This window comes from Marinomonas sp. AWM4_232, assembly GCF_056158325.1.
In genome coordinates this window covers 2,328,937-2,344,293 of sequence record NZ_JBSWTA010000001.1, presented here as the reverse complement: position 1 = coordinate 2,344,293, position 15,357 = coordinate 2,328,937, and the positions used below count along the sequence as shown (strand labels likewise).

The following is a 15,357-nucleotide window of genomic DNA, read 5'->3' as shown; positions in this document are numbered from 1 at the left end:
GAGCGAACCGACGAGGCTTGATAACAAGCCCAACCGAGAACGTTTAAGCGCGATAGTTCTCAGGCTGTACACGAGTAACAATCAAGTGAACGATGCGAGCTAAATCAGGATCTTCTGGCACTTCCTTCTGCATAAACCAAGGAAAGATCTCTTGGTCCTCACATTCGATAAGCTTATAAAAACGCTGTTTGTCTTCGTCATCCAGTGTTAGAAACACTTCATCCAAAAACGGTTCAAACAACACATCTAATTCCAGCATGCCGCGGCGACATTGCCATTTCAATCGCTTAAAGCCCGCAGAATCTTTTGATTCGATTTTATCTGTCATGATTGGTACTCCCCAATAAGTACGCGCCATTATAGCGGTTCACTGTGCGTCGGCAACTCACCATCATGGCAAAATACCGCAATGTTGACGTTTATCTGCCACGATTGCAGGAAAGTTCCGCACAAGATAACGTTACCCTAGAAAAATTGATCGACTTAACGATTTCTTCAGTACAAAAAAGTCCCTAGCAAAACTCAATACACCAACTTGTCGACACAATTAAAGGTAAAAGATGCCATGTTAAAACAACTGATCACTTTAATGCTGCTAACACTGCCAATAACGGCCACGTACGCTGCAGAGCATACGGTCAAAATGCTTAATCAAAGTGAATGGGGCTACATGTCCTTTGAGCCAAGTTTTCTGAAAGTTAAAGTAGGTGACACTGTAACATTTGAACCCACCACACCAGGACATAATGCTGTCACCATCAATTACATGATCCCAACCGGCGCAAATCGCTATCGCGGGGACATAGGCAAACCCATCACCATGACCATTAATAAAGAAGGCTTCTACGGCATAGAATGCGCACCACATTTAACCATGGGAATGGTCATGATCATTCAAGCAGGCGAAGGCGATATCACGAAGTTTAAGATCCCCAAAACGCTCCCCAAACAGGCCAAACGCCGCTTTAATGACATCAAAGAATATGCCCAGAATCGCTGAAGATTACATTGCACCAATAACTAGACTTAATTAGCGGCTTACTTTTAGTACTAACGCGTGCATATTGACTCTGAGGTAGCTTTGGTTTGTTTTCTAAAAGCAGTCATTGCGCGCTTATTCTCATGAACATCACTGCTGTCAGCTTGCTCGCTGCCACAAAGATCACACTTGGCATAGTGGCTTTTGATCATCCCTGACTGCCCTTCGCACTCAACATCAACCCATTCATCGATTGCTTTCAAATTTCCTTGATCACAAAGTTGGCAGGTATTGTTCATAGATTCTATCTCCAGCCTATTAAGCAGTTACCGTGTAAATCAGCTCAATATATCAATTTGATATTGATAAATGCTCGTTGTGTACTTATAGTTCACATATCTCATCTACCATGTGTAGAAGGAGTTACGGCACCGTCCCCAGCAGGGGGCGAGGCCAGCTTTACTCCCCACCTTGACGTTTCGAAACTAGATATCCCCCACGGCAAAAAGAAGCTCTAGTTTCAATTCTTCTGGATACTCATCCTCAATGATCATAGATGTAATGAGCTTTTGTAGTAACTCCTTTGAAACTCTTCCCTCTGCTAACCATACTGTGATGTTTTCCATTCTGATGACAAAATCAGAAACACAGTAGTCATAGCCATTTAACTCTAAAAAATAAGCTCCAAGCACGATACTAGATCGCTTGTTTCCATCATTAAATGCATGGAACTTGTTAATAGCGTAAACCAAGTAGGTTAGCTTATCCTCAAAGCTCGGGTAATACATATCATTTTGAATATGCTCAAGTACACTATCCAAACGTCCTACATCTTTTGTACCACTTAGCCCGCCAGAGTGTTCAATAATCCAGTCATGAACATTGACTGCATGTAGAACATCGAAATACAGTGTCTTCAATGTCATTATCGATCCTTAAGCCTTCTCAAGACATCCATCGTCTTAGTGTCTGACAACTGCTCTTCCAAAGTACGGCTTTTATCACCAAGAAAACGTTCGAAATCTCCCTGTGGTACGGCTTGGATATATTCTTCCAATTTATGATGAAGCGCTGCTCTAAAGCCCAAATCACGGCTTGCCATGCGCACACGAGCGTCCTCAATACTGGGCTTCATGTAAGGAGACTCTTTCGCTCTATCAATAAGCTGATCCAATTCTATTGGAGTCAGCTTACGGCCTAATCGCTCGTATTCCCCTTTCATTTCCTGCGCTAAACCGTGTTCGAAACTTGCAATGACTTTAAGTACTTCGACATACATGGTTTCGCGGGTTTTATCACGATCTGCAAGCTTTAGCACTTTCTTATATTCGGCAGAATTTTCCTTAAAGATAGCCTGATAAATTTTGTCGGTATAAAGGCCATATTTAAAATTCCCCATATCCAGATAGTCACACAAAGCATTGGTAAATTGCTTGCGATAGCTTTCTTCCATAAATGCCGTAGGTAGGTAATCGGCATCCCTTTGGTTAATATATTGCGCATGCCCCCCAGACTTTTCAGCAATCACATCAATTGCAATATCTAATAGTCGACTACGCATTGCCCGTGCGCGTTCGCTTTCTGTCACTAGCATGGATAAGTTTAAGACTGCGCGAAAAGTGAACACACCTAATGACGGAGACTTAGGGTCAATCATGTCACCGACACACATGTCGTCGACATAGTTTTTTTTCAATTCTTTCAGTAGCTTACCTTTAATCACGCGATAGCCGCTGGTATTCAACTCACCGACATTCTTAGCGATGTAACGCTCTATTGTTCGCTCATCAATATCTAAAATAATGGCAACCTGAGCCTTGGTGTAGATCACCTCCCCCTCAAGAATCAAACCCGATAATTGCAAATGCTCTTCTAACTTCTGAATGGCATATTGGTTATTCAGAATATTCTGTCGAGCTACCAATGATGAGGTTAAGTCTGTATTCATATTTCCTCCTACACCGCCTGTGCCACTAGGGAATCGGTTAGGTTTAGCTGAGTGGTTTTGCTATCGGCAAGTTTGGCTTTTAGCTGGTCACAGAGGGTCATGAGTTGATCAACTTTGGCGACGATGCGGTGCTGTTCTTGCACTGGCGGTGTTGCTACCTTACATCCTCTTAGTTGAGTTTTATTGATGGAAGCTAAGTTAGTTGTCTGCTTACTAGAGATTGCGAAATAATCTCGTGCGACTTGTGAATTCAGATATAATTCGAACCACTTAGGCAGTTGTTGTGGCAAAAATAACCTGGCTTTAAATACATGATTTTGATGTGCGGCATAAGGCAGCTCATTATCCCAAATAGCGGTTCTACCCACTTTATCCCAATCACCGCCCTCAGTGATCAGTAAATCACCTTTCAAAACCTCGTATCTTTCCAGCTCATCAATTGGTAGCTCAATCTCTTTGACATTATCGAGAATGAGAAAACCACGCTGAACATTAGCAACACTTAGGTAAGGGATTGTCGTAAGCTCGCGGCCAGAAAGTTTTCTTCCTTTGGTAATTCCGCTTTGTATATCTACAAGGTCATCTAGATTGCTCAGCTCCCACCCCTCAGGCAGCTGGAATGGTTTTTCTTCGTCGCTGATCGGCGGTAGTGGTTTCTGTTTTTTGATTTTCTTTTGCTTAACCAGTTCTTCTTTTTCGGCGGCGATGCGTTTGAGTAATTCGGATGCAGGTTTGTCGTTGGGGTCTTGGGGGACAAGTTTGCCCATTACGGCGAGTTGCAGGATGGTTTGTTTAAGCTGGTCGAAGCTTTGCTCGGTGGTAAATAACAGATCAAAGTGGGCGCTTAGGCGTTGCCAGTTTTGCTCTAGTTCTTCGGCGTCGGCGCTTTGTAACAGGGTATCCAGTAGGGTTTGCACTAGGGTTTGATGAGCATCGAGGCTGGATTCGGTTTGTTCCTCCAACTGATCGCAAAGCGCCATTAACTCATCGACTTTGGCGACAATGCGGTTCTGTTCCTGATTCGATGGTAAGGCAACAGGAACATTAATTAGCTTCTCTCGCGAAATATTGGGCTGTGCACCACCAGCTCCCATACTTGTTAGGCGACCTTTATATGCCTTCAGCAAAAGAAGTAAATAAAGATTAGAAAGACCAGTAAACGGTGTACATGCACACACTGCCTGATTGGTAGTGGCTTCCACATTAAGAATTGAGGCCTTACCAATAGTTGCACCATACATAGCAACAAGAACATCTCCCGGAGAGTTCAATCGCACAGATGTTTCTTTTAATGCCTGCGCTGTAATAGTTTCTTCTGAGTGAGAGATAAAATCACTGCTGAGTTCCCCTGATTTAAACCACGGAATATCTCCGCCATAATACGCGCTATTACTTCGTAATGGAGTTGAACCAGCTCCCCATTCACCAAGATCATTAAGTCGGCACCATTCCCATCCTTGTGGTAGCTCAAAAGGCTTTTCCTCTTCGCTAATCTCAGGCAGTTTTTTGGGCTTTTTGATTTTCTTTTGTTTTACCAGCTCTTCTTTCTCAGCGGCAATACGCTCTAGCAATACCGAAGCGGGTTCATCACTCGGGTCTTGGGCCACCAGCTTACCACGTACTGCCAATTCTAAAATCAGCTCGCGCAGTTTTTTAATACCGTAAAGCTCTCGCTTACTGCTACCGCCACGACCTGCGCTGGATTTGTCTTTAACCGCGCCTGTCCAGAGATCAATATGTTCGGTGATAAGCTTTTGCAGGTTGTTTTCCTCGGGAGAGTGAAGCTCAGCCATTAGCCACGCTCCTCTTCCGAGTCGTCTTGTTGACTGTTGGCCGTGCTCATTAGGGCATCGCCTAGGATGTTTTTAAGCTGTAGGCGCAGTTCGCTGATTTCGGTTTGTTGCTGTTGGTAGGTAGCTAATAGCTCTTCAGGGTCGTGTACTTCAACCGCTTCTTGGTATGGGTTTTTAATATCCAAGTTAAAGTTGCGGGCAATGATGTCATCAATGGAGACTTTCCATGCTTGATTGGTTTCAACACGGCTGGCAAAGCCATCGGCTTCAGCGCCCCACCAGTCGATTTCCGTTTGAAACTCTTCAAACTTCATCGGCTTGGATTTGTTGTAGTTCTTCACACCTTCTGGGTACGGATGCTCGTAGAACCACACCTCTTTGGTTGGCTGGCCTTTGGTAAAGAACAGAATATTGGTCTTGATGCCGGTGTACGGGTTAAACACGCCATTGGGCAAACGCACGATGGTGTGCAGGTTACACTCTTCGGTCAGTAGCTTTTTGATCTTGGTTTTCACGCCTTCGCCAAACAGTGTGCCGTCTGGCAGTACCACGCCCGCACGTCCTTTGTCTCGAAGGACTTCAATAATCAGCTGTAGGAACAAATCGGCCGTTTCACGGGTTTGCATTTCTGCTGGGAAGTTCTTTTCAATACCGTCTTCTTCCGTGCCGCCAAACGGTGGGTTGGTGGCGATCACGTCGATATTGCTGTCCCAGCTTGATAGGGGCTTATTAAGGGTATTACCGTGGCGGATTTGCACGGGTACTTCGATACCGTGCAGCATCATATTGGTAATACACAGCAAATGCGGCAGCTGTTTCTTTTCTACCCCATAGACTTGCTGTTGCAGAGTTTTGTGATCTTCCGTGGTTTTGACGTAGTTGTCTTTCACATGGTCAAAACTACAAGCAAGGAAGCCACCCGTACCCGCTGCTGGGTCCATAATGTTCTCGCCCAACTTAGGATCAAGACGATTGACGATAAACTTTGTGACAGCCCGTGGCGTGTAGAACTCACCAGCATTACCGGCGCTTTGCAGATCACGCAGGATTTGCTCGTATATATCGCCAAACAAGTGACGCTCTTGGGAGTCGGTAAAATCAATCTCGTTGAGTTTGTTAATCACCTGACGCAGCAAGGTGCCGTTTTTCATGTAGTTGTAGGCATCGCTAAAGGCTTCTTTCACCACAAAGCCACGCGGGTTTAAATCGCGTGGAGCGTTTAGCGCCTTCATATCAGGAAATAGATCATCGTTTACGAAGTCTAAAAGTTCTTCACCAGTGATACCTTCAGGATCAGCCGCCCAGTTACGCCACAGATAATTCTCTGGAATCGGCGCTTTGTAGTCGTCTAATTCAAATTCTAGCTCTTCTTCTTGGGCGTCAAAGACTTTCAAGAATAGCAGCCATGACATTTGGCCTAGGCGCTGGGCATCGCCGTCTACACCGGCGTCTTTACGCATAATGTCTTGGATGGATTTGATTACGGTACTGATGGACATAAGTTTCTCTACTAACTGAATTCTGAAGTGACGTAAACGTCATCGCTACACAGCCAACGCGATACTAGCGAAGGCTGTGATGCTGTGTATTAGGCGGATTTAGGTTGATAAAGCTCGTTTTCTAAATCATGTACGGCGGCTAGGTAAGACTCTTTATTACCAAAACCCTTTTTAATAATTTCTAATGGGCGGCCTAACTCATCAAAGGGTGTGACTTTAAGCACATTGATATTTTCAATTTCACTCACACCTGCATCGGCGTATTTATCGAGCAAGCGGCTAAGCACTTCTTGCGCCACGCCGTCGTACTTGGTGAAGTAATTACGCTTTTTGACGTTATTGGCACGCTCTTGGCGTGTCAAAGGCGGCTGATCATAAACGATATGGCAAATCATATCGAACGGATCGAGGTCCTTACCGACTTCTTGCTCTAGGATTTCCCAAATCACGCCTTGCTCTTCTAGCTCATCGATAATGGCTTGCTTTTTATCCGCATCTTGCCATTTTTTCACAAACTCATCCAAGCTGGTAAATTGCTTAGTGATGGCTTTGCGGGTGTAGTCTTTGAAGGATTCCGTGACCAATTTGCCATCGGTATCGTAGTACTGAATACGCTCCGCTAGCGTTTTGACTTTGACGCCTTTAACGTGAAATTTGCGTACTTTCTCTTCGTCATTCCAGTCATCATCGGTCAGGTGATAGTCGCGACCATCATTTGGCTCGTCCACATCGTGCTGATAGTCAGGCTCCTGTACTGTGTAGGGGTCGATATCATCTTCTTCAGCAAGATCCGTTTCAGCCCCTTCATCAATAATATCGTCGAGGGTGTCAGCGTCTTCAAAGTCCCCTGGTGAAGTGACTTTGACTTGTTCTGGCTCACCGTCAAAGCGTGGATCGGCAAACAATTCGGTGGCTTTTTTGAAGTCTAAAATGGTAAACCACAGCTTGCCGTATTTATCGTCAATTCGAGTACCACGACCAATAATCTGCTTAAACTTGGTCATCGATTGGATACCTTGATCCAGTACCACCAGTTTACAAGTCTTGGCGTCTACACCTGTAGTCATCAGCTCTGACGTGGTAGCGATCACTGGGTACGCTTTCTTGGGATTAATAAAGTTATCCAGTTGTGCTTTACCTATCGCGTCATCGCCCGTAATACGCATCACATATTTTTCGTTTTTGGCGACCTGCTCAGGATTTAAGTTCACCAATGCCTGACGCATACGCTCCGCGTGGTCGATGTCGTTACAGAAGACGATTGTCTTAGCCATCGGGTCGGTGCGCTTCAAATAATTGGTAATGGTTTGCGCCACCAACTGAGTCCGATCATCAATGACAATGGTGCGGTCAAAGTCTTTCTGGTTGTAGATACGGTCTTCTATTAAGTGACCGTCTTTATCAACTTGATCTTTGTTGGGACGCCAGCCTTGCACATCGATATCGATATCAACACGAATGACTTTATAAGGCGCAAGGAAGCCGTCTTCGATACCTTGCTTTAGCGAGTAGGTGTAAATCGGATCGCCAAAGTACTCGATATTGGAGACTTCTTCGGTTTCTTTTGGTGTGGCGGTTAAGCCAACCTGCGTGGCACCGCTGAAATATTCTAGAATTTCACGCCAAGCACTTTCTTCTGAAGCACTACCGCGATGACACTCGTCGATCACAATTAAGTCGAAGAAATCAGGATCAACTTGTTTATAGGCTTTTTGTGATTCTTCAGGGCCAGTTAGTGCTTGATACAGCGCTAGATGAATTTCATAAGAGGGATCAACCTTACGATTTTTCACCTTGGTCATGGCTGAGCCAAACGGCTGAAAGTCATTAATAAAGGTCTGATCGACTAAGACATTTCGATCCGCTAAGAACAAGATGCGCTTCTTGGCACGGGCTTTCCATAGGCGCCAGATAATCTGAAAGGCTGTGTAGGTTTTGCCGGTGCCGGTGGCCATGACAAGTAAAATGCGGTCTTGGCCTCTGGCAATCGCTTCAACCGTTTTATTGATCGCTTGAAGTTGGTAGTAACGCGGAGCTTTGCCCGTACCATCATCGTGGTAATCTTGCGTCACAATTGGCAACTGATCGGTTTCATAGCCTTTCCATTGCGCGAATTTAAGCCACAGTTGCTCAGGCGTTGGGAAGTCTTCTAACGCGATTTCAGTTTCAATCTGCGTGGTATTGGTTTTGTCATGGAATAAAAAACCATCGCCATTGGTGGAAAACACAAAGGGCACTTCTAACAGCTCGGCGTAGCCAAGGGCCTGTTGCATACCTTTGCCAATTTCAAACTTGTTGGCTTTAGCCTCGATAACCGCTAACGGCATACCCGTTTTGTGATAGAGCACGATATCTGCGGCTTTGACCTTTTGACGAGCGGCCATCTGCCCTCGAACCACCACCTTACCGTCTTTCAGTTTCACTTCCTGACGGATCTGGGTCATATCATCCCAACCAGCACTTTTTACAGCAGGCAGGACGAGCTTGGTGACGATATCGGTTTCGGTAAGCTTGGCTTTGTTAATCCCTTGAGGCATGCAAGTAATCCATAACGGTATGTAGATCACTTGATATTAACTTACTTTTTGGAGCATGCCGATAGCACTGACTATGGGAAAACCTTAAAAACGAATCCCCAGTTTCGATACTTTATTGTATCGCCCACTGTCCCGATGGAATAAAAACGAAGAATAAACTGGCTTGAAAGCCCCGTGTGACGGAGCCCTATTTAGAGCCTAAGATGAAATTTCAGCGAAGAATAGAGAAAAAGCCTTACACTTCAGCAAGTTAATCCATTTTTCTGAAAATATACGTGAAATGGCTTCAACGCATATCTAGTCACTAAAAGCTGGAGCAGCTTTTCTCCATAAATCACGTATTTCGTAGGCATTAAGTCCTTTTTTCAAGGACGGATTATAAAACTGCTTAAATGGGTCACCTCCTGTTTGACACATTAAATTAAACAGCTCCATCTCATCATTCTCTGCAACAAGCATCAACGGCGTGTAGCCTTCAAGCGGTGTATAATGCTCTGCATTGCTATCACTACCAGCATAGATCAGTTCTCGTGCAATCGCTCGCAACTCCTCTAAACTCGAATGTTCTTTGAGGTTTGCGTATAACGCTTCGACATAAGACTCCATTGGAAGATCATAGAGCTTTTTAGCATTTCTATTTGCATCTAAATCTGCGCCAAAAAGTGAACCAGTTTCCCTCCTAAACGAGTCTATTGCAGCATCAGAAAAATCTTTTTGCCCAGCGGCAAACTTCATCTTATTTTTGCTTTTGAGACAGCCAATACACTTGAGCACTATATTTAAAGGCGTTTGATTGTCAGATCCTGAGCGCTGATTAACATCGGCTCCCATGCTTAACACCTTCCTAACAACTTCCAACTTTCCTGTTTTAACCGCTAGAGATAATGCCGTTAATCGTTTTTTCTGAGTTCTGGCATTTACGGTCTCTACTTTATGCTTCTGATTGGAGATTAATTGGAAGAGCTCACCACTGATGTTCTGCTTTACAAAGTAAGGGGGATCTAAATCGAAAAGATTCATCTCTTGCAACGAAAAGATCAAAGCCGTTTCATTCACATCAGATATAACATCGACCCGAGCTCCAGCCTCAATAAGCGACTTAACTGAAGGCACGTCAGCCTGTTCAGCAAACCAGATGATTTGATAGCTTCTCTTATTACGATCCTGATCTACATAGACCTTTTTATCCGGTGATTTGAGATCTAAAGGAACCTTTTTAGGAACAATAAAATTAGATCGATGACTTAAATTCGGCAAAGAGTAGCCAGGAAACATTCCACTTTCAGGGAAAAACCGTTTTAAGTCCGACCGTAGGGCATGCAACTCCCACTCTTCAATGGAATCATCAAACTGGTTTGACGGCGAATGCCTCTCCACTGAATACACCTCGAATCCAAACAACAGCTCTAGCCATTTTACTTTCTTGATAAAAACTTTATCCGGTTTCGGCTGGCATGCTGCTATGACCTTGGCTTCTGTTAAAACATGCTTAAACTGATTACCTAACATGAAGGCCCCCAGCTCAACTGCTTTTTTATATTCCTGAATAGCCGACTCAAGATCACCTGACATCACATGCCAACGACCTCTATGCCAATGAGCGTAGTAAGGAGAGTTTATAAACTCATTATTTCTGTACAACGCCTCTAAAACCATTAAAGCATCATCCGTTAAATCTTTTGATGACTCGTCTTTTGCAACGGTTCTCATTAGGCCGTTTTGAACAATCAAAGATTCCCTAGCGTATTCTTCCATTAACGGTCTAAAGAAACTTCTTCTGTTATGAATAGCTTTCTCAAGTGGGATTACTTTAGCTCTAGTTCCAGAAACTTTGGACTTCAAACTAACAAGAAACTGCGGCCCTAGCTTACTCTTTCTTAACCTATCCAAAGCAGATGAGATCAATAGAATTAACCTGTCTAATTCACTAGGCACAATGCGCATTAGTGTAGCTGTATTGGGTATGTGCTCGCTGCGTCGCCAAGAGGAAACCGTATCCTTATCCTCTTTACTTGAAAGGTTAAGATAATCATTACGTATACCATCGAGAAAACTCAGCGCAGCACTAACAGACTTACGAGTATCACTGTAAATCACACCGGGATTTCTAAGTAGGAACTCGAAAAGCGGATGCTCAAGTTCCTTGTAAAGCTCATCAATAAAATATCGTTCAATGATTTGAGGTAAGACTTCATGCCTCTCTAACCCACTTACATCAACCGTTGAAATTAGATTGATATAGCCGCCGTACAATCTATTAAGGGTATTTGAGAATGTACGCCCAATATCTTCACCTAAAACATTTTCGAATACAGATAGGACCTTATTTTTTAGCTCCTCAATTTCTATTGGGTCTAAAAAAATCTCTCCTTTTTTATCATCTAGTTTTTTCTTGCAGTCTGGCTGGAGATCAAAAACTAAAGAAATGTATCGAATGACTTCAACTGGGGTTGGGTAAACTGTTTCCAATGTTATAAATCCTATTAATCTATTCCTTGAGACACGCATTCTAACTCTTCAAGATAAAGAAAAAGGGGAAAAAGCTTCCCCTTTGATAAATTACTTATTTTGCGTTACCACGACCGCCACCTGATGGACGGCCTGTAGTTGAAGGCCAGTTACCGCCTGGGCCAGGGTGAGTTGATGGTGGACGAGAGCTACCTTTAGACATGATTATTTCCTTTTAAATTAGTAAGTTAATAGATTATTTCTGATTATGCGCTTGGTTTACGGGGAATCGCATTACCTCGGCGCTTGCCAGATTTCTTACCTGGTGTTTTAGCTGGCCAATTCCCACCTGGATCAGGATGTGTTGATTGTGGTTTAGGCTTTTTCGTAGTATCTGTCATTGTTCATTCCTTAGTTAGTTGAATCCGTAATGGACAGTGCTCACTTTAAGGAAACACCCAAAACCAAACGACTGGGAGTGATGCGGAAAAATTTTTATTTTTTAGAATGCCAAATCTGGATAAACAAAATAGCGAAAACACAGTACTAGCTATTCAGTCCTGCAACTCGTCTTAATAGCAGACCGTAGTGATCTAAAATTGGATCAATCTCGCTCCTTGGACTATTTGAGTAAAGCTGTGCGGTGGGGATTTGATAAGTGTCATCAACATCAATGTGAAGCACTTCTAAGCAATATGGTTGATCGTTCAGCTCTTGCAGCATTCTCAGAAAAACAAAGACATATCGCTCTTGGATGTCTAAGGTGGGGTGATACTCAAATTTTTTGTCTAAGGTAAGCAAGCCCGTCAGCACATCATGATCGATATACATGGCTATTCTCCTTAAAACAGCTTTTGAATCCTAAGCATAGGACATCGTTACTAGAAATCGAGCTGGTCTATCAACCTAGCTTTGGAATCATGCCATCTGAACTTTTGAACATCGCCATCGAACAGCCAAAATCCTAGAAGCATATGAAACAATGGATGGATGTAGTAGTCATTGTGTTGATTAAACAGGCGGCTTAGAGACCTAATCGAGAAGCCATTCCCCATCTCTTGGCTTAGCTCTAAATCATCATAGAAGTCCAATAAGGCTCTACCCACTTTACCGACCAGCAAACGACCAGATTCATTGAAAAAGCCTTGTCTTTCTAACTCACCTTTATAAACAACTAAATCAAACACGGAATTGGTTTCAACAGCTAGGGCTAGGAATTCCGTGCAGAAGCACGCAAAGGCATGTGTCTTCTGTAGACATGGATTAATCGGACTTAAAGTTAATGGACTAAGTAACTCTCGATCAAAGACTTTAGAAGTCTCAATAGAGTTCAAATGACAAACATGCTTGAAACAGCCTTCCACGCCTGGTAGTTGATGACGAATGTCTATGATGACAACACCTGTAGTAAGTCTCATTTCTTTAATGCAGACAGGACAAAAGCGATAATGATTTGCTTGCGAGAAACCAGTTGAAGGCAGCTTTAGAGCTCGTGAGACAGGCTTTCGACCAAACTTCATGCTGTTATAAAATCGATCACCTAGTGGTACAAAATAATGAAATAAGGGAAATAGAGTGTGATAGCGAATTAATTGATTTGAATCTGTCCGAGTTGCATGAGCAAGCCTAGCAAGCTGGTTGGGTAAATAAGGGTGGATGTGCACAGAAGCCTGATTAAAAAGCTCTCTGTTGGTTAGTGCGAGGTCCATAGAACCTCGCTTTCTATGAATACGAGTAACCCAGCTATAGATCGTTTCATAAGGCTCTATAGTGACGGTGTACACCTTACATCTCCATACACTTTAAATGGTTACGTTTCCAATAAAGTCCTAGCAGAATCGAAGATGGGGAGAACTCTTGCATGAGCAGAATTTCAGGCAGCCAGAACATGTCAAAAACTTCTCTAGCTGTCTTCGCTGTGTAATCCGTAAGCGAATTAAAATTAATGCCCGTATCAGCTTCTATGATCCTACGAAAATCCTGAACATGCTTAGTGCGACTAAAGTTTTTCGGCTTTATCCAATGCTGGCTTCCACTCTCAATTTCTTTTAGAGCACCGTTAATCCACTTAGGGTTTTCTTTCATTTTGTTATATACGTTGACAATGAATGCTTGCCATGGGATTTCCCAACTATTGGTCTCCATGATAGGCACAGTTAAGTCAGCAATATGATGAGGTAACTGATCATCTAAGACACTCAGCGAGTCATGAGTATGCAATCTTACATTGTGCTTTGGGCAATACATCAAGCTTGGTAGTTGGTGAGAAGTATGCCAATACGCTATTCCAAGACGCAGCCGCTCTTCATCAAAACATTTCGGACAAAAGCGCCAACGATGATCTGAGTTGATTCGAGCCTCCTTATAACAATACCCATGCTTACTATCTACATACTTGTATAATGTCTCGTAATCTCCCGATAGCAGCTGTAGCGGCAAAGTGGTGTGGTTGAGTCTCAATAGATACTCGTCGGGCTCAGAAAACGTATAACGCTCTATCACTCGATTAATATCAGCGCCCATGGGCGCTTTCACTTTAAAAGAATGGTGCGGTATCCCATGCAATTTAAAACGATGGCGTCTCGTTAAGTGCATATCTCCAGATTTATACCAATAGCGTAAAATAGCACTGTAAATATGTTCATCAGGATATAGCTGGATGAAACTCACTCAGTCCTCCTTTTTATGATCGATTGTTTGAGGTCCAAGCTTTTCTTGTCGTTTGGAGTCTAGTGTGGAAAAAAGTCCTTTAAGTTTGGCCTTGCTCGAAGGTTTCAATACATCAACGCTAATAGTTTGCTCAATACTTTCCTTAATTTCTTGAGCTGCTGAGCCTTTCAAATCAGCTTTCTTGATAAAGTTCTCAAGGCCACTTACTGCTTCACTCAGTCGTCCTTCATCTAAGAATTGCTGAACTGTTAGCAGGTCTGAAAAATTGCCCGTTTTTCCTAACCGAATATGCCGAATGGCTGTCCCTAAGAGCGGAAATTGTTTTCTATAGACTCGACCTATTAACGCTTTGGTAATGGATTTCTTATTCGTTAAGAGAACTTCTAATAAGCATTCCTGCCATAACCTGAACAAATAAGCAGGTACGCCCGCAGTTAAATCCTGAAGAAGTTTCTCCATGCTTTCTTCACGATCAATCGGCTTAGGAACAGGCTGAAAGCGGAATAATTGCTCCATAGCATTATCCCAAGCTTTGTCACTTAAAGGCTGAAGCTCCTGTAGCTTACCTAAGCGGCGACGATTATATGTCTTGTTTCCAAACAACCTAATCGTGTCAGGCGTACCAATTTTCACAATCGGTATTTTTAGCTGATTTGAGAGTTGGTCAAACAAGTTAATGGTTTCAGCACGATAACGAGCAGAGGTCACTTCTAAATTCTGAAATTCATCAATGATCAGTACTCCAACATGGTGATGGTTTAGCGCTGCGATCAGCTTCTGCGTCATTCTCTCAATCGTTATACGTTTAGAGGTTCCACTTAAAGCTTCTGAGTGATTAGTTGGGCCAAACTTACTTCGCGCCATGACTCGATCAAGCTCTTCCAGAATAGCCGTAATTAGTCCTGAACGAGACCCATTATGTGGCATATCAACTTTTAGAAAGACTACTTGAGCGTCTTGAAAGCCTTCTATGTCGTGCTCAATCACTTGTGGAAAGCAAAACGTGGTCGCTCGTTCGACCATAAGACTTTTCCCATTTCCACTGAAGCCCGTTACAAACATAGCCTCCGATGTAGTATCCGTATTTGTATACATATCATTTTGAGCAACTAGATCGGATACGTTAACTTTCGGGTCTGCTATGTCATAACTGAATGCAACGACTTCAGGCTTCGTTGGATTACGGTGCAAATACCCTTCTTCAATCATCTTATAAAGTTCTGAATAAAACTGGGTATGGTCTCCCGTGACAATGAATGAGCGCTTCAGTTTTTTAATTTCCATTTCTAACTCATGCTGATTAAGCGTCTCTTTATCTGCATGATCAATTATTCGAGTTAAAGCTTCTTCAAACCTTTGTTCTGAGATTCGCTGTGGGAGTGCAGCAACCAATGGGTTGATAGCAAGTTCATATGGGATATCTTCACGGTAAACAGCTTTTGTTATGCTCATAGATTAACCTTGTAAACGATCATATTAAGTT

Annotated in this window: 14 protein-coding genes; 1 reads left to right on the top strand and 13 read right to left on the bottom strand. The window is 43.2% G+C overall.

Features of this window, described 5'->3' with window-relative positions; translation table 11 throughout:
• Nucleotides 1-43: 43 nt before the first annotated feature.
• Nucleotides 44-328 (bottom strand): FAD assembly factor SdhE, encoded by a 285-nt coding sequence (locus ACXAC1_RS11175; RefSeq protein WP_133563610.1) that lies wholly within the window; start codon nt 326-328, stop codon nt 44-46.
• Between the two features lie 237 nt (nt 329-565).
• Here ACXAC1_RS11175 and ACXAC1_RS11170 point away from each other — a divergent pair, with 237 nt between their 5' ends.
• The gene (locus ACXAC1_RS11170) at nt 566-1,000 is read left to right on the top strand and encodes a pseudoazurin (protein ID WP_475061534.1); all 435 of its coding nucleotides are present in this window, start codon (nt 566-568) and stop codon (nt 998-1,000) included.
• Between the two features lie 50 nt (nt 1,001-1,050).
• Here the strand turns inward: ACXAC1_RS11170 and ACXAC1_RS11165 are convergent, their stop codons facing one another.
• From ACXAC1_RS11165 to ACXAC1_RS11110, 12 genes are all read right to left on the bottom strand, one after another.
• Complete coding sequence (locus ACXAC1_RS11165) at nt 1,051-1,278, bottom strand: hypothetical protein (RefSeq protein WP_475061533.1); 228 nt, start codon at nt 1,276-1,278, stop codon at nt 1,051-1,053.
• Between the two features lie 186 nt (nt 1,279-1,464).
• Entirely contained in the window at nt 1,465-1,905 is a 441-nt protein-coding gene (locus tag ACXAC1_RS11160; protein WP_475061532.1) for a type II toxin-antitoxin system death-on-curing family toxin, read from the bottom strand.
• Entirely contained in the window at nt 1,905-2,927 is a 1,023-nt protein-coding gene (locus ACXAC1_RS11155) for a hypothetical protein (protein WP_475061531.1), read from the bottom strand. Before ACXAC1_RS11155 ends, ACXAC1_RS11160 begins: the two co-directional genes overlap by 1 nt.
• Before the next feature lie 8 nt (nt 2,928-2,935).
• Complete coding sequence (locus tag ACXAC1_RS11150; RefSeq protein ID WP_475061530.1) at nt 2,936-4,720, bottom strand: restriction endonuclease subunit S; 1,785 nt, start codon at nt 4,718-4,720, stop codon at nt 2,936-2,938.
• A complete protein-coding gene (locus ACXAC1_RS11145) occupies nt 4,720-6,219 on the bottom strand; it encodes an N-6 DNA methylase (RefSeq protein WP_475061529.1) in 1,500 nt (499 codons plus the stop codon). Before ACXAC1_RS11145 ends, ACXAC1_RS11150 begins: the two co-directional genes overlap by 1 nt.
• A gap of 89 nt (nt 6,220-6,308) precedes the next feature.
• Nucleotides 6,309-8,756 carry an EcoAI/FtnUII family type I restriction enzme subunit R gene (hsdR, locus tag ACXAC1_RS11140; protein ID WP_475061528.1) on the bottom strand — a complete coding sequence of 816 codons (2,448 nt, stop codon included), beginning with the start codon at nt 8,754-8,756 and terminating at the stop codon, nt 6,309-6,311.
• A gap of 297 nt (nt 8,757-9,053) precedes the next feature.
• Nucleotides 9,054-11,225 carry a hypothetical protein gene (locus ACXAC1_RS11135; protein ID WP_475061527.1) on the bottom strand — a complete coding sequence of 724 codons (2,172 nt, stop codon included), beginning with the start codon at nt 11,223-11,225 and terminating at the stop codon, nt 9,054-9,056.
• Nucleotides 11,226-11,470: 245 nt separating this feature from the next.
• Entirely contained in the window at nt 11,471-11,605 is a 135-nt protein-coding gene (locus ACXAC1_RS11130; protein ID WP_475061526.1) for a hypothetical protein, read from the bottom strand.
• Between the two features lie 145 nt (nt 11,606-11,750).
• The gene (locus ACXAC1_RS11125) at nt 11,751-12,035 is read right to left on the bottom strand and encodes a hypothetical protein (protein WP_475061525.1); all 285 of its coding nucleotides are present in this window, start codon (nt 12,033-12,035) and stop codon (nt 11,751-11,753) included.
• A gap of 50 nt (nt 12,036-12,085) precedes the next feature.
• Nucleotides 12,086-12,988, bottom strand: coding sequence for a TniQ family protein (locus ACXAC1_RS11120; protein WP_475061524.1), 903 nt, complete (start codon nt 12,986-12,988; stop codon nt 12,086-12,088).
• A gap of 1 nt (nt 12,989) precedes the next feature.
• Nucleotides 12,990-13,874 carry a TniQ family protein gene (locus tag ACXAC1_RS11115; RefSeq protein WP_475061523.1) on the bottom strand — a complete coding sequence of 295 codons (885 nt, stop codon included), beginning with the start codon at nt 13,872-13,874 and terminating at the stop codon, nt 12,990-12,992.
• Nucleotides 13,875-15,326, bottom strand: a complete 1,452-nt coding sequence (locus ACXAC1_RS11110) for a TniB family NTP-binding protein (protein ID WP_475061522.1) — start codon at nt 15,324-15,326, stop codon at nt 13,875-13,877.
• Nucleotides 15,327-15,357: the final 31 nt, after the last annotated feature.

Coding starts and splice junctions, on each gene's coding strand:
- ACXAC1_RS11110 (WP_475061522.1), bottom strand. CDS start 15,326: ATGAGCATAACAAAAGCTGTTTACCGTGAAGATATCCCATATGAACTT.
- ACXAC1_RS11160 (WP_475061532.1), bottom strand. CDS start 1,905: ATGACATTGAAGACACTGTATTTCGATGTTCTACATGCAGTCAATGTT.
- ACXAC1_RS11125 (WP_475061525.1), bottom strand. CDS start 12,035: ATGTATATCGATCATGATGTGCTGACGGGCTTGCTTACCTTAGACAAA.
- ACXAC1_RS11170 (WP_475061534.1), top strand. CDS start 566: ATGTTAAAACAACTGATCACTTTAATGCTGCTAACACTGCCAATAACG.
- ACXAC1_RS11130 (WP_475061526.1), bottom strand. CDS start 11,605: ATGACAGATACTACGAAAAAGCCTAAACCACAATCAACACATCCTGAT.
- ACXAC1_RS11155 (WP_475061531.1), bottom strand. CDS start 2,927: ATGAATACAGACTTAACCTCATCATTGGTAGCTCGACAGAATATTCTG.
- ACXAC1_RS11150 (WP_475061530.1), bottom strand. CDS start 4,720: ATGGCTGAGCTTCACTCTCCCGAGGAAAACAACCTGCAAAAGCTTATC.
- hsdR (WP_475061528.1), bottom strand. CDS start 8,756: ATGCCTCAAGGGATTAACAAAGCCAAGCTTACCGAAACCGATATCGTC.
- ACXAC1_RS11175 (WP_133563610.1), bottom strand. CDS start 328: ATGACAGATAAAATCGAATCAAAAGATTCTGCGGGCTTTAAGCGATTG.
- ACXAC1_RS11145 (WP_475061529.1), bottom strand. CDS start 6,219: ATGTCCATCAGTACCGTAATCAAATCCATCCAAGACATTATGCGTAAA.
- ACXAC1_RS11165 (WP_475061533.1), bottom strand. CDS start 1,278: ATGAACAATACCTGCCAACTTTGTGATCAAGGAAATTTGAAAGCAATC.